We start from the raw sequence: 25,689 nt of genomic DNA, 5'->3' as shown, positions 1-25,689 counted from the left end.
GCCCATAAAGTGAAAAGGCTCCCATTCTTGGGGGCCTTTTTTATGCGCTTGCGATGGGATTAGTCCAGGAGGGCAGCGTTGTAAGCAGACGCAGCCAGTGCTGTGTCAAGCGCAACGAGCTTCAGAACGGCCTCCTGCGCTTGAAACTTGAGCGCGTTATCGAGCCCCGCTGCGCCGAGGATTTTTGCTCTGATCAGTTCGGAAAATACGGCGGAGCCTGCGATGTACCAACCAAATGGCAAATCTCGCACGCGATAGCTGATCGCCATGCGCATGGTCGAGCGCACATAGTCTTCACCAAGCCGGCTCGTGAACAGCATGGTGATGTTTCTTTTTTGCTTGTCTATCAGAGCGCTGCGTTCGGCGTAGGTGTAATCGCCAAGACCGTCAATCAAACTCGTGCGGTCGTGAAACGCCACCAGAACATCGTCCAGCTCTGGCGCAATGTGAGGCCAAATGGACAACAGAACAGTCAAATCGCCCTCAGTAATGCCGAGGAAACGACGATAATCGGGAACAATACTGTCTAGGTCCGAGTAAAGGTCCATCTCTCGCTAACATAAACAACGCCACAACTAAGAATTGACTAGCAAACCTAACTCTACGAAACAAGCTGATAAGGATGATGCATGCTTAAGCGAACTCTAAATTAATGCATTGATCAGCAACGCCAGCGGGAAAACTCTCGTGGGTTCATAGGAGAATTGATCAAGTAGCTCTCAGAAAAGCCTTTGAATAGAACCTGTTGCCGCTTGAGTTGACTAGGATGGCGCCATGTAGAGTGCGCAACTTGAGCTGAAATCTGCGCAATTCATAGATGTGGAAAACTTCAGCAACAAGATTTTGGTGCGCTAGGTGCCTCGTTTAATCCAGCAGCACAGCTTCATAGGCGGAGGAAGCGACAGCGATGTCCAGTGAGACCAGCTTGCAAATGGCGTCTTCAGCCGCCCTCGCCCTTACCGGATCCCCCTCATGGCAAGCGGCAACGTGTTTGCAGATCATCTCTCCGATCACCACGTGGGAGTTGATGTACCATGCCAGAGGCAGGCCCTCTTCTCGGTGAGCCAGCGCCGTACGCATGGTTGAAGCAACATAGGCCTCGTCCAGCTTTCCATTCAAGAGAAGGGCAATATGTGCTTTTTGTTTGCGGATCAAAGCCGGGCGTCGGGCCGCGGTGCGTTCGCCGAGGCCCTGCACTTTATCGGTCTTGTTGTGGAATTCGGAGAGGAGCGGTTCCAGTGCCGGCTCAAGTTCAGACCAAAGCGAGCGAGCTGTTTCAAGCATCTGATCATCGATGCCAAGAAAAGCCCGGTACTTTGGAATAACGCTGGTCACTGGACGGTGTAGGCTCATAATTTCCTAAAACTCTAATTAATTCGCCAGCGTAACACCTAGGGTAGCATATGTCCTGACACAACACGCCAAGAGTTCATATTCTGTGTTTTCCTGAGATTTGTGCATCGCACTGCAAAATATTGCTGCGCGATGCACGGGATTCACGCGTCTATGGGGTCGGCGCGCTCATGTTGCGCATGAGGAACGCTTGAAGGTGTCTCCAGTGTTCCAGGCTCGACAGCCGGAAAGGATGGCTCTTTGGTCTTGCCCCAGATCAGGCGGCGTATGTCTTCTCCAATGGAAAGAAGAACCGGGATCAGGATCAAGGTGATCAGCGTGGCAAAGATTTCGCCATAGGCCAAAGAAACAGCCGCTGGGATAAGGTAGCGTGCTTGCTCTGAGGTTTCGCTCATGAGCGGGATCAGGCCAACCACCGTCGTGGCTGTGGTCAGGAAGATTGCCTGAAACCGGTCTACCCCACAGCGGAACGTGGCATCCTTGTGAGACATGCCCTCCTCTCGGGATTGGAGATAGAACGTCATCATCACTAGGGAGTCATTCACGACCACCCCGATCAGAGCCAGAACACCGAAGAACGACAGCAGCGAGAACGGCAGGTCCATGATGCCATGACCAATGACCGCACCAACGAAACCAAAGGGCACCACCGACATGATGAGCAAGGGTTTCCAGTAGGATTTCAGCGGCACTGCAATCAAGATGTAGATGAGAAGCCCGGCGATGATGAAGGCACGCAGCAACCCGCCTTTCATTTCTCCGATGTCTTCCAGCTCACCGCTTTGCTTCAGTTCAACGCCCGGATATTTGGCCTCGATCTCCTCAGCAAACGCGCCGAACAGCGCTTGCCCGAGTTCTTCCGGGGGCACCACTTCACGGTTTACATCCGCCGAGATCAGCGAGACCTGAGAGGAATTGCGCCGGGTGATTTCGTTGTTGACGTAGCGGGCTTCCACATCTGCCACAGCCTGCAGCGGAATCCATGTGCCGTCGGCACTCTTGAGGCGCAGCTGCAGAAGGTCCTCAATGGTGTTGCGGGCTTCCAGAACGGAACGCACCACCACACGCACTTCTGAAGTGCCCCGTTGAATGCGCTGTGCTTCACCCCCGCCGAAGGCATAGCCAATCTGGCTGGCGAGGCGCTCCGAAGAGAACCCGAGATGCCGTGCTTCCGGCTTCAGGCGCAGGCGCAGTTCCGGCTGGCCAGAGTTGAATGTGTCGCGCACATTGCTCACACCTTTGAAGCTGGCGAGCTTATCCCGCACTTCAGCGGAGGCGGCTCGTAACAGCTCAGCATTTTCGCCAAGCAAGCGAATTTCAAAGCCGCCGCTGAACTCTTCAAAACCGGAGAACGAGATTTCAGAGATGCCCTCCAACTGGCCAACCCGCTGTTCCCAAGCCTCCATGATGTCGCGGGTGGTTAGGTCTGGGCGCTGTTCGGAAGGAATAAGCTCCATGTACAGGGAGGCGTTTGCAGCCCCGCTCATGTAAGTGAAAAGGTGCTCAATGGGTTGTTTGTTCTGCGGAACGCGTTGTGCAAACTCTTCGTTCAGTTCCAGCGCTGCTTGTTCGATGATCTCCACGTTCTTGCGTGTCAGCTGCACCGGTGCGCGGGAGTCCATCTCCATGCTCACTGAAACAATCTGCCCCGGTACATTGGGGAAGAAGGTGGACTTGATCTGCCCGGTTGCCATCAAGCCGAAGACAAAGGTAGCAACGGCAAAGAACAGCACAAGCACGGCGTACCGATTTGCCAGAGCGACCTTGAGAACCGGTGCGTAGATCTTGTCGCGGAACCCGAACAGACCGGAGCGGAAAAATCGCTGCACACGTCCCCAAAGGCGCGCGGGCAGAGACTTCTTGGCTTCGCCGTGAATGGAGATATGCGCAAGGTGGGCTGGCAGGATCAGCTTGCTCTCCAGAAGGGAGAAAAGCAGCGCAAGGATCACCACACCTGCAAAGCTGGCGAGCACCTTGCCCAAGGGGTTGTCGATAAGCAGCATGGGCGCGAACGCCGCAACAGTGGTCAAGACACCGAAAACGGTGGCAATCGACACCCGCTCAACGCCGATTTCCGTGCCTTTGATGGGGTCAGCAAAACGGCGTCGCTGTTCGTGAACGCTTTCACCCACCACTACGGCATCGTCCACCAGAATGCCGAGCACAATGATGAAGCCGAAGGTGGTGATGTCATTGAGCGAATAGTCGATCCAGCCTGTCGTGGAAACCGCCAGCGCGCCTGCCATGGAAATGGGAATGCCCATGGCCACCCAGAAGGCGAGCTTTACATTGAGGAAGATCGCCAAGAGTAAAGCCACCAGAAACAGGCCCTGCACGGCACTTGAGCTGAGAAGTCGCAACCGGTCAGATATGTAAGTGCTGGAATCGCCCCAGATCTCCGCGGTCACCCCCTCCGGCAGTGTTCGGTTGAAGTCCTCAATGATTTCATTTGCTTCCGCCGAGACGTTAAGCAGGTTGTCCTTGCGTCCGATGAGCACTTCCATGCCAACGGACTGAAGGCCATTGAAGCGGGTTTGAAAGTCCACCTCTTCAAAGCCGTCTGTGATTGTGGCAACGTCGCCGAGGTAGGTGGTGGAGCCATCCGCCCATTCGATGAGCGGGATCTGCCGATAGTCCTCTACAGTGTAGGCTTGGCTATCTGCGCGCAGGGAAATGTATCCCCCTTCCCGGCGCAGCGTGCCGCCCTGAAAATAGAGCGAGCTTTCCTGAATCTTTGTCATCACTTCTGAGATGGTCAGATCCAGCCGTTCGAGCGTGCCGGGTTTCAGCTCAACAGCAATTTCTTGCCCTTGAAGCCCCCAGTCGTTGACGCGTGAAATCTCCTCGCCCGCGAGCAGGCGCAGGCGCAACGAACGCGCCAGGCTTTGCAACGTTTTGAGATCCGTCTCGCCGTGGATGGAGACATAGAGCGCGGGCACATCGAAATTGTTGGTTTCGATGATCGGGCGGCGGGCATCCTTGGGCAGGTCATAAATGCCATCCACCTTCAGGCGCACGTCATCCAACAGTTCTTGCAGCTTGTAGCCATTCACTTTTTGAATGCTAATTCTGGAAAAGCCCGGTTCAGAGACCGAGCGGATGTTCTTAACGCCCTGCAAGCCTTCTATGGCTTTCTCGATCTTGCGAGTTATCTGCTGGTCAACCTGCTCGGTATAGGCGTTTGGCAGCGTGGTCGTTACCACCACCGTGTCCGCAGGGATCTTGGGAAATCCCTCGATGCGCATGGTCATGAGGGAGGTCACCCCCACCACGAGCAGGAACACCATGAGCAGGTTGGCGGCAACCGGGTTGCGAATAAACCAGTTTGTCAGCGCGGTCATGGGTTAGCGCTCCTCAAGAACAGGCTTGACCTTCTGGCCCGGCAGGTAGGCAGCCATTGGCATGACCAGAACACGCAGGGCGCCCTCTTCCACCAGAGTTTCAGGTGGGCGTACCACCACGTGGCCGTCGTTGCGGAACAGCGCGCGGGCTTCGAACCGGCGCAAGAGGTCGTTTTCGTCGGCATACCAGACAAAGCCATTTGGGGTTAGCGCGCTCTCCGGTATTTCCAGGGTGTTGTCGATCGCTTGTCCCGGCAGAGCGACGGTTACAAACTGGCCCGGCAAGGCCCCTTGGTTTTCGGTGCCGTCCACTTCCAGAAACAGTTGATACCGGCGGCTTTCCCGATCCAGAAACCCGCCGCCGCTCTGCACAGTCGCTGTTCCGATGAACGCACCGCTCTCATCCAGAATGTGGGCACGGCTGTCGCTCCAACGTTTGTCAAGCAGCGCCCATTGGCGCGCGTCCAGAGAAACATGGATGTCGAGTTGGCTGTCATCCAGAAGCGTGAACAGGGTGTCCCCTGCCGATACGCTTTGGCCGATGCTTACAGAACGGCTGGTGATGATGCCATCAAACGGAGCGGTAATCGTTGTGGAGTCCACATCATATTGCGCCGAAGCAACGCGGCGCTTTGCTGCTTCCACGGCGCTTTCAGCCACTTGCACCTCAGGAAGGTGGATGGCCATTTCCGGTGGGTTTTCATTGGGACGGCTGGCGCGCCAGTCGTTTTCGGCAATGCGGCTCTTGTTGCGCTTTTGGCGCAATGTGAACTCTGCGTTGGCCAACTCGTATTGTGCATTGGCAAGCTCGGCGTTGTAGGGGGCTTGTTCAAGGCGCACCATCTGCGTGCCCTTGGTCACACGCTTGCCCGCAAGAGCCTGCATTGAGACGCTGCGCACCGTGCCTGAAACGCGCGCCTTCAGGTCAATGGACCAGCGCGGGTCCACTTCCGCGAACACGGAAACATATCCCTGATGCCGGGCGATGTTGGCGGGCACCACGCTCACAAGTGGCCTTGTTTCCTCCTGAGTTTCGTCCTCAGCTACTTCCGGTTCGTCTTCCTGCATTGAAAGAAATGCCAAGACGCCACCCAACACCACGAAAGCCGCAAGCAGCCACAATAGACGCTTTGCCATTTGTTTCTCCTAGAACCCGATTCTTGCCCCTGCGGAACGGTAGTCGAGCAAAACTGCTCATGAATTGATGTAGACAGTGAAGAAGCGAGTTGTCCTCAGGGGTTCTCATTTTCGAGACAGGTGTGTATCATAATATCAATATATGATACAAGTATGTCTCATAAAATTCTCTCGCTTGATAGGCTCCAATGACGCAGCAGGACAAACGCATCGTACAATCCAGAAATGCCCTCATTAGCGCGGGGCGGCAATTGTTGCTCAAGAATCCAGGCGCGTCTTTAAGTGAGGTTGCAAAGTTCGCAGGGGTTGGGCGGGCCACGCTTTATCGGCATTTTGCCACGCGTGATGCGTTGATACTGGCTGTGTTCATTGACTCTCTGGAGGTGCTGGCGGCAGAGATCGCCGCTTTGGAGGCAACCGGGCAGCGCGGTCGAGAGGCCATCGTCGCACTGGTTACGGCGCTCCTGCCCAAGGCGGAGCACTTTCGTTTTGTTGGCGTGCATTGGGATGAACTAGCGCCCAAGGTTCTCAGCGCTCAGGAGCTCGCGGAGCGCGACAAGGAGATGGTTCAGTTCATTGTCGAGGCGCAGGCCGAGGGCGTTTTGCGCCCTGATCTGCCGCCCGAATGGATCGGATCAACCGTCGATGCATTGCTGTTCACGGCGTGGGAGCTGCGCGCAGGCGGCAAGGTGACCGATGAACAAGCGCTTCAGATCGTACTGACCACCCTATTTGAAGGCGTCGGCCCAAGGTAGCTGTTCCGGCCCGGCAGGGCCGAAACCTCCCGGTGGTATTAACGGCGGGCAAGCACGCGAAGACGGCTCTCAAACTCGCCGCGGTCCACGTAGCACCCGTGCAGGTGGCGGCGTCCTGTGTTCGGATCAAACGCCTCACGGCCATGCAGAACCCGGCGATTGTCAAACACAACCATCTGACCGCCTGAAAGCGTCAGGCTGAGCACATAGCGCGGGTCACGGGTCTTTGCCATGAAAGCCCGGTAGGCGCGGTAGTAGCCACGCATCTGCTCCGCAGGCAAATCAAAAGTCCCCGCTATATGCGCGTTGTAGCAGACCTCACTCACCTGCCCGTCTTCCCGCGTCGTGATCACGAACTGCCGGCGGCGGATGTCATAGGCCTCATCGTGAAAGCGAAACGGGATCGAGACAGTCGAAAGCAGGTGAAACGCTTCTGGGTCCTCCCGGCACAAGTCTTCAGAGATCGCCACCCCATCCGCAAAGATGGAGCCACCGCCTTCAGCCGCATTTGCAAGGCAATGCAGAAACTGAAAACCTGGTGGCAGTTCCTGATTGGGCAGGTCTGTGTGCAGTGGCAGCGCATCAGCGGTGTAAGCCAGATTGTTCGGGTTGGGTTTGGACTTGACCTGAAAGGTTGTGCCGAAATTTGTCTCGCGCAAGAAGCCGACGCGGCGTGCAACCGCCATTCCCGCCTCCGGATCATCCTCCAGCCCTTCCACAATGGAAAGTCCATAGCGGCGGGTTGCTTCAAGCCAATCTTTCAAAGCGCCGTCATCGTGGAGCACGTCCTGAGCCTTTGCACGTGGAATATTGCTGCTGCCCAAATCCCCGCGCCAAGGCACCGCTGGCAGGTCCGCTGGGTCCGCCACAGGCACACCCGGCCGGTGCTCACTAAGCCAGTTCATTGAGAATTGGCTGGTGTGGTCAGGCCACTCCACAATCAATGTGTCGCCATCAGTGCGGACGGCTTCCGGTTCCCTGTCCATTTCCACTGACAACAAGTCGAATGTCCGCTCTTTTGTGTCAGGGTGGTAGGCACTTGGGCAATTGTCGCGCAGCCAGATAAAAGGGTAGCTCAAGTCAGTTCCCAGATGATCGCGCAGACGCACGGCACCCAGGTCCTTGTCTACACACACAAGTTCCATGGTTCTCTCCCATGAGAGGTTTAAGGTCGGGTTGTTCTTAGAAAAGGGCTGTGCGTGCAGGCGGCGGCCACCAATCATGTGCCTTGCTGTAAGGAGCATTGCGGTTTCGGCCGGGTATGTCGAACATGTCCGCTCCTCAGGCTGGTGTTGGGTTGGCTATGGAGATAGCTCAACAGAACCGCCATCAGCATCTCGGATGTGTAGCGGATGTGCAAGAGGCGAATTTGAGGCCTCTGCGCGTTTCCACGTAGCGTTGAGTGCAGGCTTGGGCCTTTGATGTGATCCTGATTCACTCAAAACAGGTGAACTGCCCACAACAGATGAAAATTATTTGAAATATATTAGACCTGTTCAAAGTTGCAGCAGTGAGGTGGGATTGCACTCAGTGCGCGTAATCTCGCACTTGAGTTTTACTGTGGTGGCCCAAGTCGAGGTATTGGCTCGTGAGATATTAACTAGCGGAACTCACTCGAAAAATCCTGTTCCCTGAAATTTCAGAGGTAGCGTCTGGCTCAACAAAACACCTAGATATTGACCCGCTGTAATTCAGTGGTCATAAAGATTCCCTAAGGTCAGAATTTCTCCCATACAGTGATATATAAGTAGGAAAACGATTGCGCAAACGTTTGTCTGAGGTTTTAATGCCCCCAACGACACGATTCATGATCTGTTTGGGAGCGGCCCTCATGAGAAAAAGCGTTCTTCAAAACGCACCTATTTCCGACATCATTTCCCGCATGGGCCATGGCGATGGCATCTGCGTGGGTGATGCAGGCCTGCCAATTCCAGCAGGTACCGAGCGGATCGATCTTGCGGTCCGTCGTCACTTGCCTGGCATGCTTGATGTGGCCGAGACCATTGGTGGTGAGCTTCAGATCGAACGTGTTCTGATCGCGAAAGAAATGGTCGAGCAGCAGCCCGACTACCACGCGGAAGTCATGGCGTTCATAGCGCGCATTGCGGATGCGCAAGGCACCGACATTGCCGTCGCCACTACTTCCCATGATGATTTCAAGAAAGAAACAGCAAGTTGTAAGGCCGTTGTGCGCACTGGGGAGTGTACTCCTTACGCAAACGTCATTTTCTACGCTGGCGTTTCGTTTTAAGTCGTAACGACCAAACTTGCAGCTTGGGAGGGTAAGCGGAAGTGTCGGCCCTATTAGAACTTAAAGACATCAAGAAGTCCTTTGGCGCGGTTCATGTTCTCAAGTCCGTTGGTCTTGAGATCCATCCCGGCCGGGCTGTTGGCCTCGCCGGCGAGAACGGTGCGGGCAAGTCAACCCTGATGAAAATCATTGCAGGCATTTATGCACGAGATGCTGGCACCATCACCTACAAGGGTGAAACGGTAAACTACACCAGTGCCCGTCAGGCCATTGATGATGGCATCGCAGTGATCCACCAGGAGCTAAACCTCCTGCCAGGCCTCAGCGTTGCTGAAAACATTTTCCTTGGGCGCGAGCCAACGAAGCTTGGAAAGATCCAGTGGGACTACGTTAAGTCCGAGTCCAAGAAGTGGCTTGAGGCGCTCAAGCAGAACATCGACCCTGCCGCGCCCCTGGGTTCCCTCAGCATTGCTCAGCAGCAAATGGTTGAGATCGCACGGGCCCTGTCGCTCAACGCGGAAGTCATCATCATGGATGAGCCGACGGACGCCTTGACCGATATTGAAGCCAAGATCCTGTTTGAGGTCGTGGCTGACCTGAAGGCGCAGGGCAAAGGCCTCGTCTTCATCTCTCACCGTCTGGCAGAGATCTTTGAAATTTGTGAGGACATCGCCATCCTGCGCGATGGTCAGATGGTCCACACCGGTCCAACCGCCGAGATCACCGAAAATGATCTGATCCGGCACATGGTGGGCCGCGAACTTTCCGACCAGTATCCGTTCGTTCCGGCAAAGCCCGGTGACATTCGGCTCGAGGTCGAAAAACTTTCAGCAAAAGGCTTCCACGAAGTTTCCTTTAGCGCAAGGGCGGGTGAAGTGGTTGGCTTTTCCGGACTGGTGGGCGCCGGCCGGACCGAATTGGCCAAGGCCATATTCGGAGCCAACCACGTCACAAGTGGCACCATCAAGATTGATGGGAAAGCAGTGACGATCTCCAACCCACGTCAGGGCATTGCCAATCACATTGGCTATGTGACTGAGGACCGGAAGTCCGAAGGCCTCATTCAGATGCATCCGGTCGGCTCCAACATGTCGCTGACCGGCATTGCCAAGTTCACCAATGGCATGGGCATGGTGAACCGCAAGTCTGAAGAGATCACCATTGACGAGTTCATCAAGGCGTTCAGCATCAAGACACAAGGTGGCGCAAGTCTGGTGCAGAACCTGTCCGGTGGTAACCAGCAGAAGGTCTCCATCGCCAAATCGCTGATCCCCGGACCGCGCATCCTGATCCTTGATGAGCCAACCCGCGGTGTCGACGTCGGCGCCAAACGGGAAATTTACTCACTCATCAACACGCTCAAGGCCGAGGGTCTGTGCATACTCCTGATTTCCTCCGATATGCCTGAGCTTTTGGGCATTTCAGATCGGATTCTGGTGCTTTCCAGCGGAAAGCTGACCGGTGAATTCTCTCGGGACGAAGCCGACCAGGAAAGCATCATGCGCTGCGCTGTAGCGGGCCAGTAAGCGCGCAGAAAACGGGTAGGAACCATGAACGTTAAACAATTCGCAAGCGACAACAAATCGCTGATTGGCCTTCTGCTATTGATGGCAATCGTTTCGGTGATCAATGCCAACTTCCTTGGCGTTGACAACATGCTGAACATCCTGCGTCAGACCTCAATCAACGCCGTGATTGCGATGGGCATGACCTTTGTAATCATCACGGCTGGTATTGATCTGTCAGTGGGCTCAATCCTTGCCTTTGCGGGCGCCATCTGCGCCAGTCTGATCGGCATGGACACCCCCTTGGTGCTGGCCTTGTTTGCCACATTGCTGGTGGGCGCGGCGCTTGGCGCAACCAGTGGCGTCATCATCGCTTATGCCGGGGTGCAGCCTTTCATTGCCACACTTGTTGGTATGACCATGATCCGCGGTGCAACCCTGGTTTATACTGAGGGTCGCCCAATCTCGACCGGCAGCTTCGACGTTGCAGAGAGCTTTTATCAGTTCGGTGCGGGCTATACCTTTGGTTTGCCTAACCCTGTGGTCGTCGCAGCGGTCGTGTTAATCATCTGTTGGTTTATTCTTACACACACCAAGTTGGGTAGGTATGTTTACGCTATTGGCGGCAACGAAAACGTAGCACGTTTGTCCGGCGTAAATGTAAGAGCTGTCAAAATTACCGTCTACGCTATCAGTGGCACGCTGGCAGCTCTGGCGGGAATCATTCTGACCGCTCGCTTGGAGTCAGCTCAGCCTACAGCAGGTCTGGGTTACGAGTTGGATGCCATCGCCGCAGTCGTTCTGGGAGGAACCAGCCTCATGGGCGGCCGTGGTCGAATTATTGGCACCATCATCGGTGCGCTGATTATCGGCGTGCTGAACAACGCCCTGAACATCATGGATGTATCATCTTACTACCAGATGATCGCCAAGGGCGCTGTGATCCTTCTCGCGGTTGTTGTTGACAGCCGTGGCAAGGCAAATGGTTAGGTCACGTAGGCCACTTCATCGGGAGATTGAAATGAAGAAACTACTTGGAATCGCCGTCGGTACAGCAATGCTGTTGGGCTCCACCGCTCATTCAATGGCAGCTGACACCATGGCACTGGTTGTCTCCACCCTGAACAATCCTTTCTTCGTCACCCTCAAGGACGGTGCTGAAGCCAAGGCTCAGGAAATGGGTTACGAACTGCTTGTTCTCGACAGCCAGAACGATCCAGCCAAAGAACTTGCCAACGTTGAAGACGTTCTGAACAAGGACATCAAGATCCTTCTCATCAACCCAACCGACTCTGACGCAGTTTCCAGCTCCATCCGCGCTGCAAACCGCAAGGAAATTCCGGTTGTTACCCTGGACCGTGGCGCGTCCCGTGGTGAAGTTGTCTCTCACGTTGCATCCGACAACGTTCTGGGCGGCGAAATGGCCGGTAAGCTGATCGCTGAAAAGCTTGGCGGTTCCGGTAAGGTTGTAGAGCTGGAAGGCGTACCAGGTACGTCAGCTGCTCGTGACCGTGGTGAAGGCTTCAACAAGGCAGTTGCAGCAGTGGAAGGCATCGAAGTTGTTGCCAGCCAGCCAGCTGATTTTGACCGTACCAAGGGTCTGAACGTGATGGAAAACATCCTTCAGGCACAGCCAGAGATCAACGCTGTGTTCGCACACAACGATGAAATGGCTCTGGGTGCAGCAAAGGCAATTGAAGCATCTGGTCGCGACATCATCGTGGTCGGCTTTGACGGCACCAACGACGGCGTTGCAGCGGTAAACGATGGCTCCATGCTGGCGACCGTTGCACAGCAGGCTGGCATGATCGGTGCCATCGGCATCATCACTGCAGACCAGATCCTCAAGGGTGAAAGCGTAGAAGCTTACACTCCTGTTCCACTGAAGCTGGTAACCAAGTAATACATCAGCTAGTGCTGTGATAGATTCGGACCCGGCGCACCGTGCCGGGTCCACCAGACGAGGCGTGGGGAAAGATGGTCAGTATCAAAGATGTAGCTCAAACAGCTGGCGTGTCACCTTCGACAGTTTCTCACGTTATCAATAAGACACGGTACGTGTCCCCATCGACAACCCGACGGGTAGAGCGGGCGATCGACCAGCTCGGCTTCCACCCAAGTACTCTCGCCCGTGCCCTGAAAATGAACCGGACCAACAATCTGGGCATGCTGGTTTCCTCCAGTACGAACCCTTTCTTTGCAGAGGTTGTTCGCGGGGTTGAGGAAGGGTGCTATCAAAACAACTTCAGCCTGATCCTGTGCAACTCGGGCAATGAGATTGACCGGCAGCTCGATAACCTGACCACACTTGTTCAAAAGCGCATTGATGCGCTGGTGGTCATGACAAATCGCTCCGAAGAAAAGTTCAATGAGGCCCTGCAAAAAGTGAAGGGCCTGCCAAAGGTGGTGTTGGATTCAGCGCCGCAGGAACATGCCTGCACGTTGCAGGATGACTCTGTTCTTGGCGGTCGTCTGGCCACCAACCACCTGCTGTCCTGCGGCCTGAAAAAAATAGGCTGCCTGAAGGGCCCGGAAGGCCATCCACGCTCCATCGACCGTCATCGCGGCTATCTTGAGGCCATGTCTGCAGCTGATTTGCCAGTGAACGCCGAATGGAGTGCTTCTGGGCCCCTCACCGTTTCTGGGGGCTACAAAGCCATGTCCCAGATCCTGGAGCGTGGTCAGATGCCAGAAGCCATTTTCGCGTTCAACGATCTCATGGCCATTGGCGCTTACCATGCGATACAGGAGCGAGGCCTGCGTATCCCTGAGGACATTTCTGTTATGGGATACGATGATATTGAATATGCTGGCTACATGACGCCAACACTGACAACAATCAAGCAACCGAGTTTCGAGCTGGGTCTGGAAGCTGCCAGAACGCTGATCGACCACCTGGACAACAAGGTGGACATGCCCCCTGTCATTCAGCTCGTGCCAGAACTCGTCATCCGTCAATCGGTAAGGAAGTAGGAAAGCCATGTCCATCGCGGTTCTAGGCTCCATCAATGTCGACATCATCACGCGTTCAGAGCGTCTGCCAAAGCCGGGCGAGACCCTGCATGGGCAAAGCTATACCACCAGCCTTGGCGGCAAGGGCTGTAACCAGGCCGTGGCAGCACGCAAACTGGGCAGCGACACCACGCTGATTGGCCGGGTTGGCAAGGACAGTTTTGGCCAGCTTGCACTTGATAACCTGCGGGAATTTGGCGTGCCTCTGACGGATGTCATGGTGGATGAGAACACGGCTACCGGGATTGCCGTGATTGGCGTTGATGCGAATGCGGAAAACTGCATCACGGTGATCGGCGGTGCCAACATGGCCGTGGATTCATCTGATGTGGCGCGCACCAGGTCGGTGATTGAAGAAGCCAAGATCCTGATGATTCAGCTGGAAGTGCCGGTTGAGACTTGCCTTGAAGCGGCGGCCTTGTGCCGGGCAGCAGGGGGAACGGTGATCTTTGATCCGGCTCCTGCACCTGCCCATGGGCTGCCTGCGGGTTTCCTTGAAAACGTTGATGTGGTTACGCCCAATGAGACCGAAACTCATATCCTGACCGGTGTTCTGCCAACCAACGAAGCTGAGGCACAACAGGCTGCCGAAAAGTTGCATGCAAAAGGCATATCTGCCGCCATCGTGAAGCTGGGTGCCAACGGGGTGTACTACAGCGGTTATGGTGAGACCGGCTTCATCAAGCCGTTCAAGGTTGAGAGCATCGACAGCGTGGCTGCTGGTGACTGCTTCAATGGCGGTCTTGCACACGCCCTGCATACCGGCTTGCCATTTGGTGAGGCCGTCCGCTACGCTGCGGCCTGCGGCGCGCTTGCAACCACCAAGATCGGCGCTGCCCCTGCCGCACCTACAGCGGCAGAAGTGGAAGCTCTACTCAATTCACAGTGAGGCCATATCACTGAACCCGAGGAGGACTGGTGTGTGGCGCGCCAGTCCTCTTTTTTGTTTTAAACGCCCAGAATTTCCGCGCCTCCCCTATTGGCCATGCTTTTCTTTGTGGCACAGTGTGGTACACCGCGTTCCGAATGGTGAGAAGGAACAGGATTTCCATGCGTATTGTCGTGATGGGTGTTAGCGGATGTGGCAAGTCCACAGTCGGTCGTGCTTTGGCGGACCGGCTCGGGTTGCCGTATATCGAAGGCGATGCGCTGCATTCCGATGACAACAAACGCAAGATGGCTGAAGGCATTCCGCTGACCGATGAAGACCGCTGGCCCTGGCTGGATCAGGTGGGCCATGCTCTTGCTGCGCCCGACCATGGTGCGGTTGCCGCGTGCTCCGCTCTAAAGAAGAGCTATCGTGATCGATTGCGCAGTGCATCTGGTGCTGATCTCAAGTTCATTTTCCTTTACGGCTCTCGGGACCTGTTGCAGCAGCGCATGGAAACGCGCGAAGGGCACTTCATGCCGCCCGCGCTGCTGGAAAGCCAGCTTGCCACGCTTGAGAACCCAACTGAAGAGCCCGGTGTGCTGCCGCTTGATGTGGCAGAACATGCTGAAACTCTTGCGGAAAAAGCAGTCCTGTGGCTTGAAGGCGAAGCCGGATAGCAAAGCCTATTAGGTCTAACGGTTCAATTTACGGGTGCTGTGGCACTCGCTAGCCTTCCTTCCAGAAACAGGGAGGGAAGCAAATGGACATTCTGGCTTTTGCCAAGGGCGTTTTTGAAGCGCAGCGATTTTCGAAGTTCATTGGAGCGGAGCTGACAGGAGCAACACCAACAACTGCTGAAATCACGTTGGCAATTCGGGATGAATTGAAACAGCAGCATGACTTTGTTCATGGCGGTGTGCTGAGCTATCTTGCTGACAATGCAATCACTTTTGCGGGCGGCATCGCCCTTGGCGGCAACGCGCTGACCTCTGAATACAAGATCAACTATGTACGCCCGGCGGTTGGCGAGACGCTGATTGCCCGGGCAAAGGTAGAGGCCTCCGGCAAACGCCAAGCCGTGTGCTCCTGTGCAATCTTCGTGCTGGCCGATGGGGCCGAGAAGGTCTGTGCAATAGCGCAAGGCACTGTGGTTCCAGCGGGTTAGCTCATTTGGTGAGCCGGCGCAGGCCGCGCTTCAATGCCATGATCACCAAGCCGCCAAGGCCAGCGGCAAGGAACAGATAGCCCATGGGGATGAGGAAAAATGGCTCACGGAGAAGCCCGTTTTCGTCGACGGTGCTGCCGATCATTTGAAAGGCCACAACACAACCAACACCGATCAGCGTAAGTATGACGAATACAATTTGAGTTTTGGTCATCAGCTTTGAGCCTCTTCAATCTTGCGGGCGATGCGCGGGTCGTTTGCAAACAACTGGATTGGGAAATCCATGCGCTTGCGTGGACCATCGCAGACCGCCTGAGCACCGCCCTGCTGGATGCGAATGCGCCACGATTGAGCCTGGGTTGGGCCGGGATCTGCAAAGGCGTTGCAGGTGAGAACGGCCACGTTGGCGCGGGCCTCCGGATCGCGAACCGACTGGTAGCGGATCAGCTCCGCACCGTGCTCGCGGGCAGTGTCGGCAAGGGACTGACAGGCGTCATAACTCATTAAATCCAACCACTTGGCTCTTTCGGCGGAGAACGGCGGCACCGTCAAATCAACGGCGACCTGAGTCTCTACCGTGACAGCAAATCCTGTAAATTCTGCGGCATTGTCAGGGTAAGGTGTGGCCGGACTCTCTTGAAAAAACAAAAGGCGGTAGAACACCAGCTCCGCGAGGGCGGTTTCAATGTGTTCGGCTGCGTAATAGACACCCAAGGTCCGCCCTGCCCGGCGGAACCGCGAGCCATGTGGGTATGGGCTGCCATAGCGGAACGGCGTGGAAAGCAAATAGTGCAGGTGCTGACACTCTTGAGGGACTGTCGGTTTGGTCTCCTCCAGAATGTCTTCCAGAAGTTCTTGCTCCTCGACGGTGTCCACCAGCTTCATGGTGGCGAATTGATGCTGGGATTCCACCAGACGCCAGACGGATTTTGAATAAGGCTTCAGATCAGAGGATTGCACGGCGCGCATCCAGATAGCCAAGAACCTCTACCAAGCCGCTGACGGTCTGCACCTTCTCGATCGGCTTTCCGCCTAAAGCGTTGTTTTCATTGCGCATCCATTCCCGAACCACGTTTGGGTCACCGCCTGAGATGGCGTCCAGAGAACGGAAGACGCGCACGATCAGGGCGGCGAGTTCAAACTCTTTCGAGCCCTCGGGAATGAGCTTTTGCGCGCTCTTGATGCGCGAGATGGAGGCCGGGCTGACGCCAATGGCTTTGCCCAGTCCCTCGGCGGTCATGCCGAGGCGCTCACTTGCCCGCAATACGGCCTTGCTCAGAACCTCCGAGCGCGAAGGCCGAACGGCTGCTGCCTGTAATGATGGGGTCATGACGCCCTCCTTTCACATGAAATATAGAGCATAAAATCTTTCATGTGAAGTGTGTGTTTGCGGGCAAGGTAAATTAACCTGCCCGACGGTAGCCGCGTGATGGGCACAGGTTGAGGCGGTGCGGATGTGGGGTTGCGTTGGGTTGCGCGGATTTGAATGATTTTGAATGAAACGCGTAGATTGTGCGTTGGCGACGGACGCCCGGCGCAAAGCCCTAGGATTTTTCCGAGAGACCCGCCGCACGAGCGTCAACGAGGGCGCTTAGCACGAAACCCGCTTGAGGGGACAAGTTTAACTTATCCCCCCGGATGTGGGCGGCGGGTATGGTGAGCACATCGAAAGCAGGTGTGCTTGAAAACCCGAGCGGCCAGACAGCGCCGACAGCGACAGAGGTAGAGCAGCGCCAACGCCGTGAGTGGCTAAGGCTGACTGGCGCTGGGGCTGGGTGGGGCTCGAGGCCGCTGGAACGGCTAAACCCGAGCGTTGCCCCAGTTGCGGCCCATGACCAGCAGGATGGTGAGACCGATGGCGCAGAGGATGCCCATGGCCCAGAACGTCCAGACCGGGGAGAGTTCAAACAGCACACCGCTGGCGATGCCCGCACCGGCCACGCAGACGCCGAAATAGGTCTGTGTCATGCCTTGCGCGGTGCCAAGACGTTCGGAAGACACAACGGAGGCGACGTAGCTCATGAGACCCAGATAAAGCATGCCATAGTTCAGCGCGTGCAAGGTTTGCAGGCCCAAAGCCATCCAGAGATCGGTGGCGTAAGGAAACAGGAACCAGCGCAGCACCCCGGCCGCCGCACCAATGAGCATCATGTTGCGTGCGCCAAGGGTGCGCAGGAACCACGCCCCAAACACGAAAACGCCGATCTCGGCCATGGTGCCAGCCGCCCACAACACGCCCACCATGCTGGGCTCGATGCCCGCATTCAGCCAGAAAATGCTGGCAAAGGAGAAGAACGCACCAAAGGCTCCCAGCACAAGCCCGGTGGCCAGCAGCGCAAGGTGAAGCTCCACGCGGCGCAGCTCATGCGCCTTCCAAAGGGACTCCCGCTTGCCGTGCTGGGGTTTTTCAGAGGGCATGCCCGGCAGCACCGGCGCAATCAACCCGGTGAGCAAGGTGCCGAGTACCAAAAGCCACATCAGGTCTGTGGGGGCATAAAGCGCCACCAGAAAACCACCGACCAGCGTGGAAAGCACATAGAAAGCCGAGCCCACAGCGCGCATGGGGCCATATGACAGGTTGCGCGTGCGCACGGCCTCATAGGCGTAGGCGTCCATAAGCGGTTGCACCGGCGCGTTGAACAGCGACACCAGCACCATCAGGGCAACGGCCATGAGGTAAACATCGGCCATGATGATGCCGACGAACGCGGCGGCATAGCCGATGCAACACAGGGCAATGGAATGGCGGCGACGCCCGGCGCGGTCGGCCAGGCCGGTGAGAACCGGGCTCGCGATGATGCGCAAGAGGTTTGGCAAGGCCACAATGAAGGCGATCTGAACCGGCGTGAAAGACAGCGCTTCCAGATGCAGCGGGAAATAGGCGTGAAAGAACCCCTGCCCGAAATTCCAAAGGGCGAACATTGCGGAAATGCCGATGCCAATCATCAGCCCGCTTTGAACCTGTGGCGTGGTGGTGGCGCCATCTGTTGAGGTGTATTTGTTCATGCCGACCTGCAGCCTTCTGTATCATTTGCTTCTCGGGCACTGCCACGGCCACGAGCCGATCGCTCATGGGTGACGGGCAGCCGACCGACGATTGCCAAAGAAGCTTGTGCTGTTTTGGAATACGCGAAATGGGGGCTTTAGCGCCCTTTCGACACGCTCATTTGACTGAAACCAAAGTAGAAGCCAATGATTCGTTTGGAAAAGAACTGCGTCACGTTGCGCAAGAATTTGCGCAGGCGGACAAGCGCACTGGTATTTCTAGAGCTGTGAGGCGTAAAGCCTCAAGTGTTTCTTGCGGTTGTTTGGCTTGTTTCTTGAGCAGGCTAAAGGACGCGCAACGCCTGTGCCCTTTGCGCACAAGCCACAAGAAAACACTGCTTTAGGGAGCGGGCGACAGATTAATTCCTTTGCAGGAACGCCTGTTGCTGCGCATTTCACCCGCAAAACCCCCGGCACGCGGACAGCGAACCCTTGATTTGGGCCGTTTGTGCTGTTGATGGCGAGACGGCTTGCTTGCGCTGCCTTGCAGCTCGCATAAAAATGGCGGAGCAACCGGCAACGGTTGCAGTGTTTCAAACAAAACATTTTTAACGGGCATTTTGCGCTTGCTGCCGCCTTGTCCGGCCGGGCGCGCCATGACGATTTGGACCGGGCATGACAGAAAAGAAAACGAAGCATAACCTTCTGAGCTGGCTGGGGTTCCAGTTCACATTCGAGCCGGACCGCAATCGTTTTGTAGGCACCCTTCTCGGATTCGTTTTCGTGCTGTTGGGCGCTCTTCTCATATTGTCTGCGATAGTTGCCATCATTGGGTTTCTACAGGCCGTTTTGGGCTTCAGAGAAAACCACGAAGCCATTCGCAACATTGGCCTTGTTGTCGCTGCCATTGTTGGTGCGCCCTTCGTGGTCTGGCGCGCGGTTGTGGCGCAAAAGCAAGCCGACACGGCGGAGCAAAGCCACATCACAGACCAGATCAACAAGGCTGTGGCCGGGTTGGGCGCAGAGCGCACCGTGGACCGCATTGGGCGGTCGATCAAATATGTTGGCCGAAACGGGGATATTGAAATCGAGCGCACCGAGATTGAATGGCAGGGCAAGCCCCTTAGCCTTCGTAAAACGCAAGAGGTAGTGCATGAAGGCGAATGGAAGGTCTTTTCAGAAACCCTGCCCAATCTGGAGGTTCGCATTGGCGCCATTTATGCGTTGGAACGGATCGCGCAAGACAGCCTCCGCGACCATATCCAGATCATGGAAATCCTGACGGCCTACATCCGAGAAAACGCGCCTGCAGGAAAACTTGAGGCACGTTCTATTTTGGAGACTTGGCCAAAGCCGAGAACGGACATTCAAGCGGCCATTGACGTGATTGGCCGGCGAACAGATGAACAAGTGAAGATTGAGTGGGAGAAAAAGTATCGGCTGGACCTGCGCGAAACCAACCTATCCGGCGTGAACTTTACGGGTGGAAAATTCGAAGGGGCGCTGCTCGACGGAAGCGATTTGCAGGATTGCAGGTTTGACAACGCTAAACTCAAAGCTGTGCGCATGAGCAGGTGCCTGCTTAACTTTGCTGACTTCTATAAAGCCGATTTAACTGGGGCCATTCTTGATGGCGCGAGAATTGATCCGCGGGGTTTAGACCCGGCGAAACCATTTTCGGGTTCCTTCACCTGGGCAAAAGAGATCCGGGGCCTTTCGCTCGCAGGGGCTGATATCTCGGCGGTAGTCTTTCCAAAGGTGAGTGACAATCCGATCACCTTCGGGACGAGTGATACGAAGTTGTTCAGAACTAGTGAAACAAAGCGCAGCAAACGTTTAAAAGATATGGAGGCCTACGATTATACCTCAAGTGACGATGAAACTCAGGAAGCTCAAGGTGTGCGTCGTCGGTTGGAGGAAGCGGGTTTTTTCTACTGGAGCCACACTTCATCTGATGACGGCTATTCTTGGTGGATAAGAAACAAATTCAAGGACCATCTGGGCCTCAGAGGCTTTCCCTATGAGGATTGACGTTGGTGTGGAGCGCTCCGGTGCGGGGGGCTCTTGCTCGTTCTGTTTGCGGTGCTGAGCACATCGCTTTTTCCGGGGCGTCCGCCCGATCCGGCGGTTTAGAACCGCGTTTGGTGGCTTACCTGCCCCCCACAAAAATGGCCCCAGTGCAGGGCCCTCTGCGTTGACGCTTTCAGCACTCAGCTTTCAAAGGCGTAATTCCGGAAGCGGGGCAGGCTCTACTGGATCCCGCATCGAGTGCGGGATGACGGTGGTGGGTATGGTAGGCGCGGTGCGGGATGACGCTAGTGGGGCTGGGAAGCGCTCTGGTGCGGGGGGCTTTTGCTCGTTCCGTTTGCTGCACTAGGCACATCGCTTTTTCGGGGCGTCCGTCCGCTCCGGCGGTCTAGAGCCGTATTCCGTGGCTTGCCCGCCCCCACAAAAATGGCCCCAGCGCGGGGCCTTCTGCGTTGACGCTTTCAGCACTCAGCTTTCAAAGGCGTAAATCCGGAACTGGGACGCTCTACTGGATCCCGCATCGAGTGCGGGATGACGGTGGTGGGTATGGTAGGCGCGGTGCGGGATGACGCTAGTGGGGCTGGGAAGCGCGGTGCGAGATGACGCTGGTGGGGGGAGTGAAGTGCGGTGTGGGATCACACCCATATGTGTTGAGGTTTGAGAGCCGTTCCTCCCCTTTTGCCGTCATGCCGGACAAGGCGAGCGCAGCGAGGTGCTGATCCGGTATCCAGAGGAGCGTTCGTTTGGGGAGGCTGGGCTGGTGGATCCCGCATCAAGTGCGGGATGACGCTGGGGGGGTGGGACGCGCCGTGCGGGATGACGCTGAGGGGTGAAAAGCGCAGTGCGATTGGTGTGCAAAGATCGTCGTCTTTGCATCGTGACCGTAAATGCGCGGTGCTCATGAGATTTTCCGCGCTCACCGCATACCCTAACTGTCATGCCGGACAAGGCGAGCGTAGCGAGGCGCTGATCCGGTATCCAGGGCTGTGTGCACCAGCGGGTTGTGAGAGGCTCTACTGGATCCCGCATCAAGTGCGGGATGACGCTTGGGGGATGGCAGGCGCAGTGCGGGATGACGCTGGTGGGTATGGTAGGCGCAGTGCGGGATGACGTTGGTGTGGAGCGCTCCGGTGCGGGGGGGGCTTTTGCTCGTTTCGTTTGCGGTGCTGAGCACTTCGCTTTTTCGGGGCGTCCGCCCGCTCCGGCGGTCTAGAGCCGCATTCCGTGGCTTACCCGCCCCCACAAAAAAAGGCCCCAGTGCAGGGCCTTCTGCGTTGGTTCTTTCAGCACTCAACTTTCAAAGGCGTAATTCCGGAACTGGGAGAGGCTCAACTGGATCCCGCATCAAGTGCGGGATGACGCTGGAGAAGATGGGACGCGCGGTGCGGGATGACAACTATGCGTGTGCAAAGATCGTCGCCTTTGCATCGTGACCTTAATTCACTGCAGTGTGCATGAGACTTTCCGCGCTCACCGCATACCCTCACTGTCATACCGGACAAGGCGAGCGTAGCGAGGCGCTGATCCGGTATCCAGGGCTTTGTGCACCAGCGGGTTGTGAGAGGCTCTACTGGATCCCGCATCAAGTGCGGCCTGACGCCGGGGGATGGGACGCGCCGTGCGGGATGACGCTGAGAGGTGAAAAGCGCAGGGTGCCAAGTGCAGGCCGGGTTGGTTGGTGGCGGGAGAGAAAACCCCAACCTGGCGCGGGCCAGATTGGGGTGATGTGGTGCTTTTAAAACAAGCGCTTAGGCAACGGCCTTTTCCAGGATCTCGCGGGAGCGGTCCAGGGTGATGGACTGGTTCTCGCCCAGCTGCACCATCTGGTGGCGCTCCAGCTGCTCCACAACGGCGTTGACCGCTTCTTCGCGGGTGCCGGTGTACTCTTCCAGCTGGGTCTTGACGTTCAAAGAGTGGTAGAACTTTTCAATGGCCTGAACGGTGCGTTCCGCCAGATCGTCGCCCTCTTCCAACGCGAAGACGTTGCGGCCCATCTGCTCAAGCTTGGCCTGCTTGAATTCCATCTGGTTGCGCAGAAGCCATGGCTGGATGATGGCAAGCGAACGGCCATGGTCCACGCCGTAGAGCGCTGTAAGCTCGTGGCCGATCATGTGGGTCGCCCAGTCATGGGGCACACCGGTGCCGATGAGGCCGTTGAGGGCCTGATTGGCGGTCCACATCAGGTTGGCGCGCCATTCGTCGCTGTCGCGCTTGTCAAAGTCGTTGGCCAGCGACAGCAGCGTCCGCAGGAGCGTTTCGGCATAACCGTCCTGAACCTTGGCCGGGTGGGGCTTGGTGAGGTACTGCTCACAGATGTGAACCCATGCATCCACAAGGCCGTTGACCACCTGATTTTCCGGCAGGGTCTTCATCACGTCCGGGTCCATGACCGCGAACTTCGGCTGCACCGCCGGAGACATGAACGCCAGCTTGTCCTGGGTTTCGCCGCGGGTGATGACCGCGCCCTGGTTGGACTCGGAACCGGTTGCAGGCAGGGTCAGGATCGCGCCGAGCGGCAGTGCTTCGGTGACGGTGTGCTTGCGCTCCATGATGTCCCAGCCAGCGCCGTCATACTTGGCCGCAGCGGCCACATACTTGGAGCCGTCGATGACGGATCCGCCGCCCACTGCGAGGATGAAGTCGATGCCCTGCTCCTTGCAAAGAGCCACTGCCTTGTCCAGCGTTTCAGCCCGGGGGTTTGGCTCAACGCCTGAGAACTCCACCCATGTGTGGCCGGAAAGCGCTTCCTTGACCTGATCGTAGACGCCGTTGCGCTTGATGGAACCGCCGCCGTAGATGACCAGAACTTTCTGATCTGCAGGAATGGCGTCCTTGATGCTTGCAATCTTGCCCTGACCGAATTCGATGCGGGTTGGGTTTGCATAGGTGAATTGCATGGAGCACTCCATTTGTTTGCTCTGTTGACACAGTGCTCTGGAAGAAAGGTTCCAGAGGCTGCTGTTGTATCCGGCGCTTTGCTCATTTCATGAGAGCAAAGGCCGATGGGTGTCGGGCACCCGCTATTGCTGAAGGGCGGGCGCGAGTTATCACATTTGTGCAGGGCTCGGCAGGAAGTGTCCCGGCTCCCTGTGTGCTGGAAAGCTGGACTGACGGCGCAACTGCGCGGCTATCCTTGGATTTTTCCTTTGTGGCCCGTGATCATGTGAGCGAAACTTAAGAGCCGCTGCCGGAATTTGCGATACAGGATCCTGCAGATGATTTGCATGATTCTGCCTTGCGGCATATTTTTGTTGTAGGGCTGAAGGCAACATGGCAAACCGGAGGAAACGCAACACACCATGGCCGAACAGATGCAAGAACCTTACAAAGTATTCGAACAACTTGGTGGAGATGGCGTTCTGTGCGCGCCCGTTCAAGGGGTTTCCATCTTCAGAATGTCCCGCGTTCATCCGGAAACGCCCATGATGTACCATGTGGGCCTGACCTTCATGATTTCCGGGCGCAAGGCGGGGGTGTTTGGCGGCAAACGGTTTGAATATGGCCCGGACCATGGGCTGCTTGTTTCAACCCCCTACCCCATTGCCTGCGAGGCGCTGTGTTCACCGCAAGAGCCCATTCGCGGCATGCACATTGAGCTGGACATGCCTCAGCTGCGAGCGCTGCTGGATGAGTTGGACGAACTTTCCGCGCCCTCGGCGAGCGCAAGCCGGGAAGACCTGGGCGTCACCACATTCCCCATGACGCCAGAGATTGCCGCCAGCCTGCGCCGTTTATGCGAGGCGCTTGGCGATGAACGCCACAGCAGCATTTTGGGCCCTTCACTGGTGCGAGAGCTGCTCTATTGGATGCTGTACACGGAGGCCGGTTCCACCTTGCGGGCGTTTGCCACACGGGAGACGGTGAGCAATCGGCTGGCCAAGGCGGTGGACTACATCAATGCCAACTACCCGGAAAAGATACAGGTTGAGGACCTGGCCAGCCTTGCGGGCATGAGCGTGTCGTCCTTCCACCGGGCGTTCAAGAGAACGGTGTCTGACGCGCCGCTGCAATACATCAAGAAAGTGCGCCTGACCAAGGCCAAGTCGCTCATTGTGCGCCATGGGGAAAGCGCAGGACAGGCCGGGCTCAAGGTGGGCTATGACAGCGCGGCCCAGTTCAGCCGGGAGTTTAAGCGCTACTTCGGCGTCTCCCCCAGCCAAGCGGGCGAGCTGTCCTACTCGGAGTTCGAGTAGAAGCTGAGGGCAGTAACCGCTTCGAGTGCGCGGGTCGGGCTGGTGGATCCCGGCTCGGGGGCCGGGATGACGGTGGTGGGTGGGACGCGCGGTGCGGGATGACGGTGGGTGTGGCATCGTGACCGTAAATGCGCGATGCGCATGAGACCTACCGAGTTCACCGCATACCTTCCCTGTCATACCGGACAAGGCGAGCGCAGCGAGGCGCTGATCCGGTATCCAGAGCTGTGTGCACCAGCGGGTTGTGAGAGGCTCTACTGGATCCCGCATCAAGTGCGGGATGACGATTGGGAGGTGGGAGGCGCAGTGCGGGATGACTGACTGGATCCCGGCTCGGGGGTCGGGATGACGCTGGGGGCGCATGGTAGGCGCGGTGCGGGATGACGGAGGGATGTGTGGGACCCCCCATCCGCTGTGGTTTAGAGCCGCGTGTCGTAGCTCAACCCCTCCCCCACCAAAAAGGCCCCAGTGCGGGGCCTTCTGCGTTGGCTCTTTCAGCACTCAACTCTCGAACGCGTAAATCCGGAACTGAGACAGGTCATAGCCCACGCCCAGCTCGCTGAGGATTTGCGAAATCTGACCGCGATGGTGGATTTGATGGGAGTAGGTGTGTTCCAGCCATGTCATGGCGCCGTAGCCCAGTGCTCCGGGGCCGCGGGCCTCGTTGTAGGGCTTGAAGTCGGTGACATCCAAACTGGACAGGTCAATGGTTTCGGCAAACTTGACCAAAGCGTGATCAAAGGACTGCAAAAGGTCGATAATACCGTCCAATGACATGGTGGGGCTTGGACGCATGGAACGCACCGGCATCTTTAACAGGGCTTGATCATAATCTGCTTGAATGCCTTTGCTGTGCAGCAGTTGATACAGGAAGACGCCGCCAAGGGCCATGTGGCCCAGAAGGTCTTTCAGGGAAATGTCGGCTTGAACGTGGCCTGCAATGCAGCCGCCCCGCGGCTTTGCAATCTTATCTTCAGGCAGCGTGCGGATGAACTCGACCAGCTTGATGTCACTGTTTCGATTGTACACCGCGCGGGCAACAAGTGCTTCTTTCATGGCAATGCTCTTTAACAGCAGAAGGAAGGGGTCTCCC

22 protein-coding genes are annotated in these 25,689 nt (G+C 56.7%); 11 read left to right on the top strand and 11 right to left on the bottom strand.

Annotated elements, in window-relative coordinates; translation table 11 throughout:
* Positions 1-59: 59 nt before the first annotated feature.
* The 4 genes from Q3Y58_RS07805 to Q3Y58_RS07790 form a co-directional block, all read right to left on the bottom strand.
* Positions 60-548 carry a protoglobin family protein gene (locus Q3Y58_RS07805; protein WP_274218987.1) on the bottom strand — a complete coding sequence of 163 codons (489 nt, stop codon included), beginning with the start codon at positions 546-548 and terminating at the stop codon, positions 60-62.
* A 316-nt stretch (positions 549-864) separates the two neighbouring features.
* Positions 865-1,353 (bottom strand): protoglobin domain-containing protein, encoded by a 489-nt coding sequence (locus Q3Y58_RS07800; protein ID WP_319621805.1) that lies wholly within the window; start codon positions 1,351-1,353, stop codon positions 865-867.
* Between the two features lie 143 nt (positions 1,354-1,496).
* Positions 1,497-4,694 (bottom strand): efflux RND transporter permease subunit, encoded by a 3,198-nt coding sequence (locus tag Q3Y58_RS07795; protein WP_319621804.1) that lies wholly within the window; start codon positions 4,692-4,694, stop codon positions 1,497-1,499.
* 3 nt (positions 4,695-4,697) lie between these two features.
* Entirely contained in the window at positions 4,698-5,831 is a 1,134-nt protein-coding gene (locus tag Q3Y58_RS07790; protein WP_319621803.1) for an efflux RND transporter periplasmic adaptor subunit, read from the bottom strand.
* A gap of 254 nt (positions 5,832-6,085) precedes the next feature.
* Here Q3Y58_RS07790 and Q3Y58_RS07785 point away from each other — a divergent pair, with 254 nt between their 5' ends.
* The gene (locus Q3Y58_RS07785) at positions 6,086-6,586 is read left to right on the top strand and encodes a TetR/AcrR family transcriptional regulator (RefSeq protein WP_319621802.1); all 501 of its coding nucleotides are present in this window, start codon (positions 6,086-6,088) and stop codon (positions 6,584-6,586) included.
* Between the two features lie 38 nt (positions 6,587-6,624).
* Here Q3Y58_RS07785 and Q3Y58_RS07780 read toward each other — a convergent pair whose 3' ends face one another.
* Positions 6,625-7,731 carry a TauD/TfdA family dioxygenase gene (locus tag Q3Y58_RS07780; RefSeq protein WP_319621801.1) on the bottom strand — a complete coding sequence of 369 codons (1,107 nt, stop codon included), beginning with the start codon at positions 7,729-7,731 and terminating at the stop codon, positions 6,625-6,627.
* Between the two features lie 686 nt (positions 7,732-8,417).
* Here Q3Y58_RS07780 and rbsD point away from each other — a divergent pair.
* The 8 genes from rbsD to Q3Y58_RS07740 all read left to right on the top strand — a co-directional run bounded on the left by rbsD (position 8,418) and on the right by Q3Y58_RS07740 (position 15,390).
* Positions 8,418-8,837: a D-ribose pyranase gene (gene rbsD / locus Q3Y58_RS07775; RefSeq protein ID WP_274218992.1), complete on the top strand. Its 420-nt coding sequence runs from the start codon at positions 8,418-8,420 to the stop codon at positions 8,835-8,837.
* Between the two features lie 41 nt (positions 8,838-8,878).
* Positions 8,879-10,363, top strand: a complete 1,485-nt coding sequence (locus Q3Y58_RS07770) for a sugar ABC transporter ATP-binding protein (protein WP_274218993.1) — start codon at positions 8,879-8,881, stop codon at positions 10,361-10,363.
* Positions 10,364-10,387: 24 nt separating this feature from the next.
* Positions 10,388-11,332, top strand: coding sequence for a ribose ABC transporter permease (gene rbsC / locus Q3Y58_RS07765; RefSeq protein ID WP_319621800.1), 945 nt, complete (start codon positions 10,388-10,390; stop codon positions 11,330-11,332).
* Positions 11,333-11,363: 31 nt separating this feature from the next.
* Positions 11,364-12,245, top strand: a complete 882-nt coding sequence (gene rbsB / locus Q3Y58_RS07760) for a ribose ABC transporter substrate-binding protein RbsB (RefSeq protein ID WP_319621799.1) — start codon at positions 11,364-11,366, stop codon at positions 12,243-12,245.
* Between the two features lie 74 nt (positions 12,246-12,319).
* Positions 12,320-13,315 (top strand): LacI family DNA-binding transcriptional regulator, encoded by a 996-nt coding sequence (locus Q3Y58_RS07755; RefSeq protein WP_274218996.1) that lies wholly within the window; start codon positions 12,320-12,322, stop codon positions 13,313-13,315.
* A 7-nt stretch (positions 13,316-13,322) separates the two neighbouring features.
* Positions 13,323-14,243: a ribokinase gene (rbsK, locus tag Q3Y58_RS07750; protein WP_319621798.1), complete on the top strand. Its 921-nt coding sequence runs from the start codon at positions 13,323-13,325 to the stop codon at positions 14,241-14,243.
* A 161-nt stretch (positions 14,244-14,404) separates the two neighbouring features.
* Positions 14,405-14,902 (top strand): gluconokinase, encoded by a 498-nt coding sequence (locus tag Q3Y58_RS07745; protein WP_274218998.1) that lies wholly within the window; start codon positions 14,405-14,407, stop codon positions 14,900-14,902.
* An 83-nt stretch (positions 14,903-14,985) separates the two neighbouring features.
* Positions 14,986-15,390 carry a PaaI family thioesterase gene (locus tag Q3Y58_RS07740; RefSeq protein ID WP_274218999.1) on the top strand — a complete coding sequence of 135 codons (405 nt, stop codon included), beginning with the start codon at positions 14,986-14,988 and terminating at the stop codon, positions 15,388-15,390.
* Between the two features lies 1 nt (position 15,391).
* Here the strand turns inward: Q3Y58_RS07740 and Q3Y58_RS07735 are convergent, their stop codons facing one another.
* The 4 genes from Q3Y58_RS07735 to Q3Y58_RS07720 form a co-directional block, all read right to left on the bottom strand.
* The gene (locus Q3Y58_RS07735) at positions 15,392-15,604 is read right to left on the bottom strand and encodes a DUF3955 domain-containing protein (RefSeq protein WP_274219000.1); all 213 of its coding nucleotides are present in this window, start codon (positions 15,602-15,604) and stop codon (positions 15,392-15,394) included.
* A complete protein-coding gene (locus Q3Y58_RS07730; protein ID WP_413697800.1) occupies positions 15,604-16,359 on the bottom strand; it encodes an RES family NAD+ phosphorylase in 756 nt (251 codons plus the stop codon). The genes Q3Y58_RS07735 and Q3Y58_RS07730 overlap by 1 nt, the downstream gene beginning before the upstream one ends.
* Complete coding sequence (locus Q3Y58_RS07725; protein ID WP_274219002.1) at positions 16,337-16,720, bottom strand: MbcA/ParS/Xre antitoxin family protein; 384 nt, start codon at positions 16,718-16,720, stop codon at positions 16,337-16,339. Before Q3Y58_RS07725 ends, Q3Y58_RS07730 begins: the two co-directional genes overlap by 23 nt.
* Before the next feature lie 470 nt (positions 16,721-17,190).
* Complete coding sequence (locus Q3Y58_RS07720) at positions 17,191-18,396, bottom strand: MFS transporter (RefSeq protein ID WP_319621796.1); 1,206 nt, start codon at positions 18,394-18,396, stop codon at positions 17,191-17,193.
* A 654-nt stretch (positions 18,397-19,050) separates the two neighbouring features.
* Between Q3Y58_RS07720 and Q3Y58_RS07715 the strand changes: the two genes are divergently transcribed.
* Positions 19,051-20,406, top strand: coding sequence for a pentapeptide repeat-containing protein (locus Q3Y58_RS07715; RefSeq protein ID WP_319621795.1), 1,356 nt, complete (start codon positions 19,051-19,053; stop codon positions 20,404-20,406).
* A 1,745-nt stretch (positions 20,407-22,151) separates the two neighbouring features.
* Here Q3Y58_RS07715 and Q3Y58_RS07710 read toward each other — a convergent pair.
* Positions 22,152-23,300 carry an iron-containing alcohol dehydrogenase gene (locus Q3Y58_RS07710; protein ID WP_319621794.1) on the bottom strand — a complete coding sequence of 383 codons (1,149 nt, stop codon included), beginning with the start codon at positions 23,298-23,300 and terminating at the stop codon, positions 22,152-22,154.
* A gap of 402 nt (positions 23,301-23,702) precedes the next feature.
* Between Q3Y58_RS07710 and Q3Y58_RS07705 the strand changes: the two genes are divergently transcribed.
* A complete protein-coding gene (locus Q3Y58_RS07705) occupies positions 23,703-24,596 on the top strand; it encodes an AraC family transcriptional regulator (RefSeq protein WP_319621793.1) in 894 nt (297 codons plus the stop codon).
* 501 nt (positions 24,597-25,097) lie between these two features.
* Here the strand turns inward: Q3Y58_RS07705 and Q3Y58_RS07700 are convergent.
* Complete coding sequence (locus Q3Y58_RS07700) at positions 25,098-25,652, bottom strand: DinB family protein (RefSeq protein WP_319621792.1); 555 nt, start codon at positions 25,650-25,652, stop codon at positions 25,098-25,100.
* Positions 25,653-25,689: the final 37 nt, after the last annotated feature.

It is taken from the genome of Nesiotobacter zosterae (genome assembly GCF_033843645.1).
Lineage (GTDB): Bacteria > Pseudomonadota > Alphaproteobacteria > Rhizobiales > Stappiaceae > Pseudovibrio > Pseudovibrio zosterae.
Note: the sequence above shows the minus strand (reverse complement) of the source record. Positions and strands in the feature narration are given on the sequence as shown.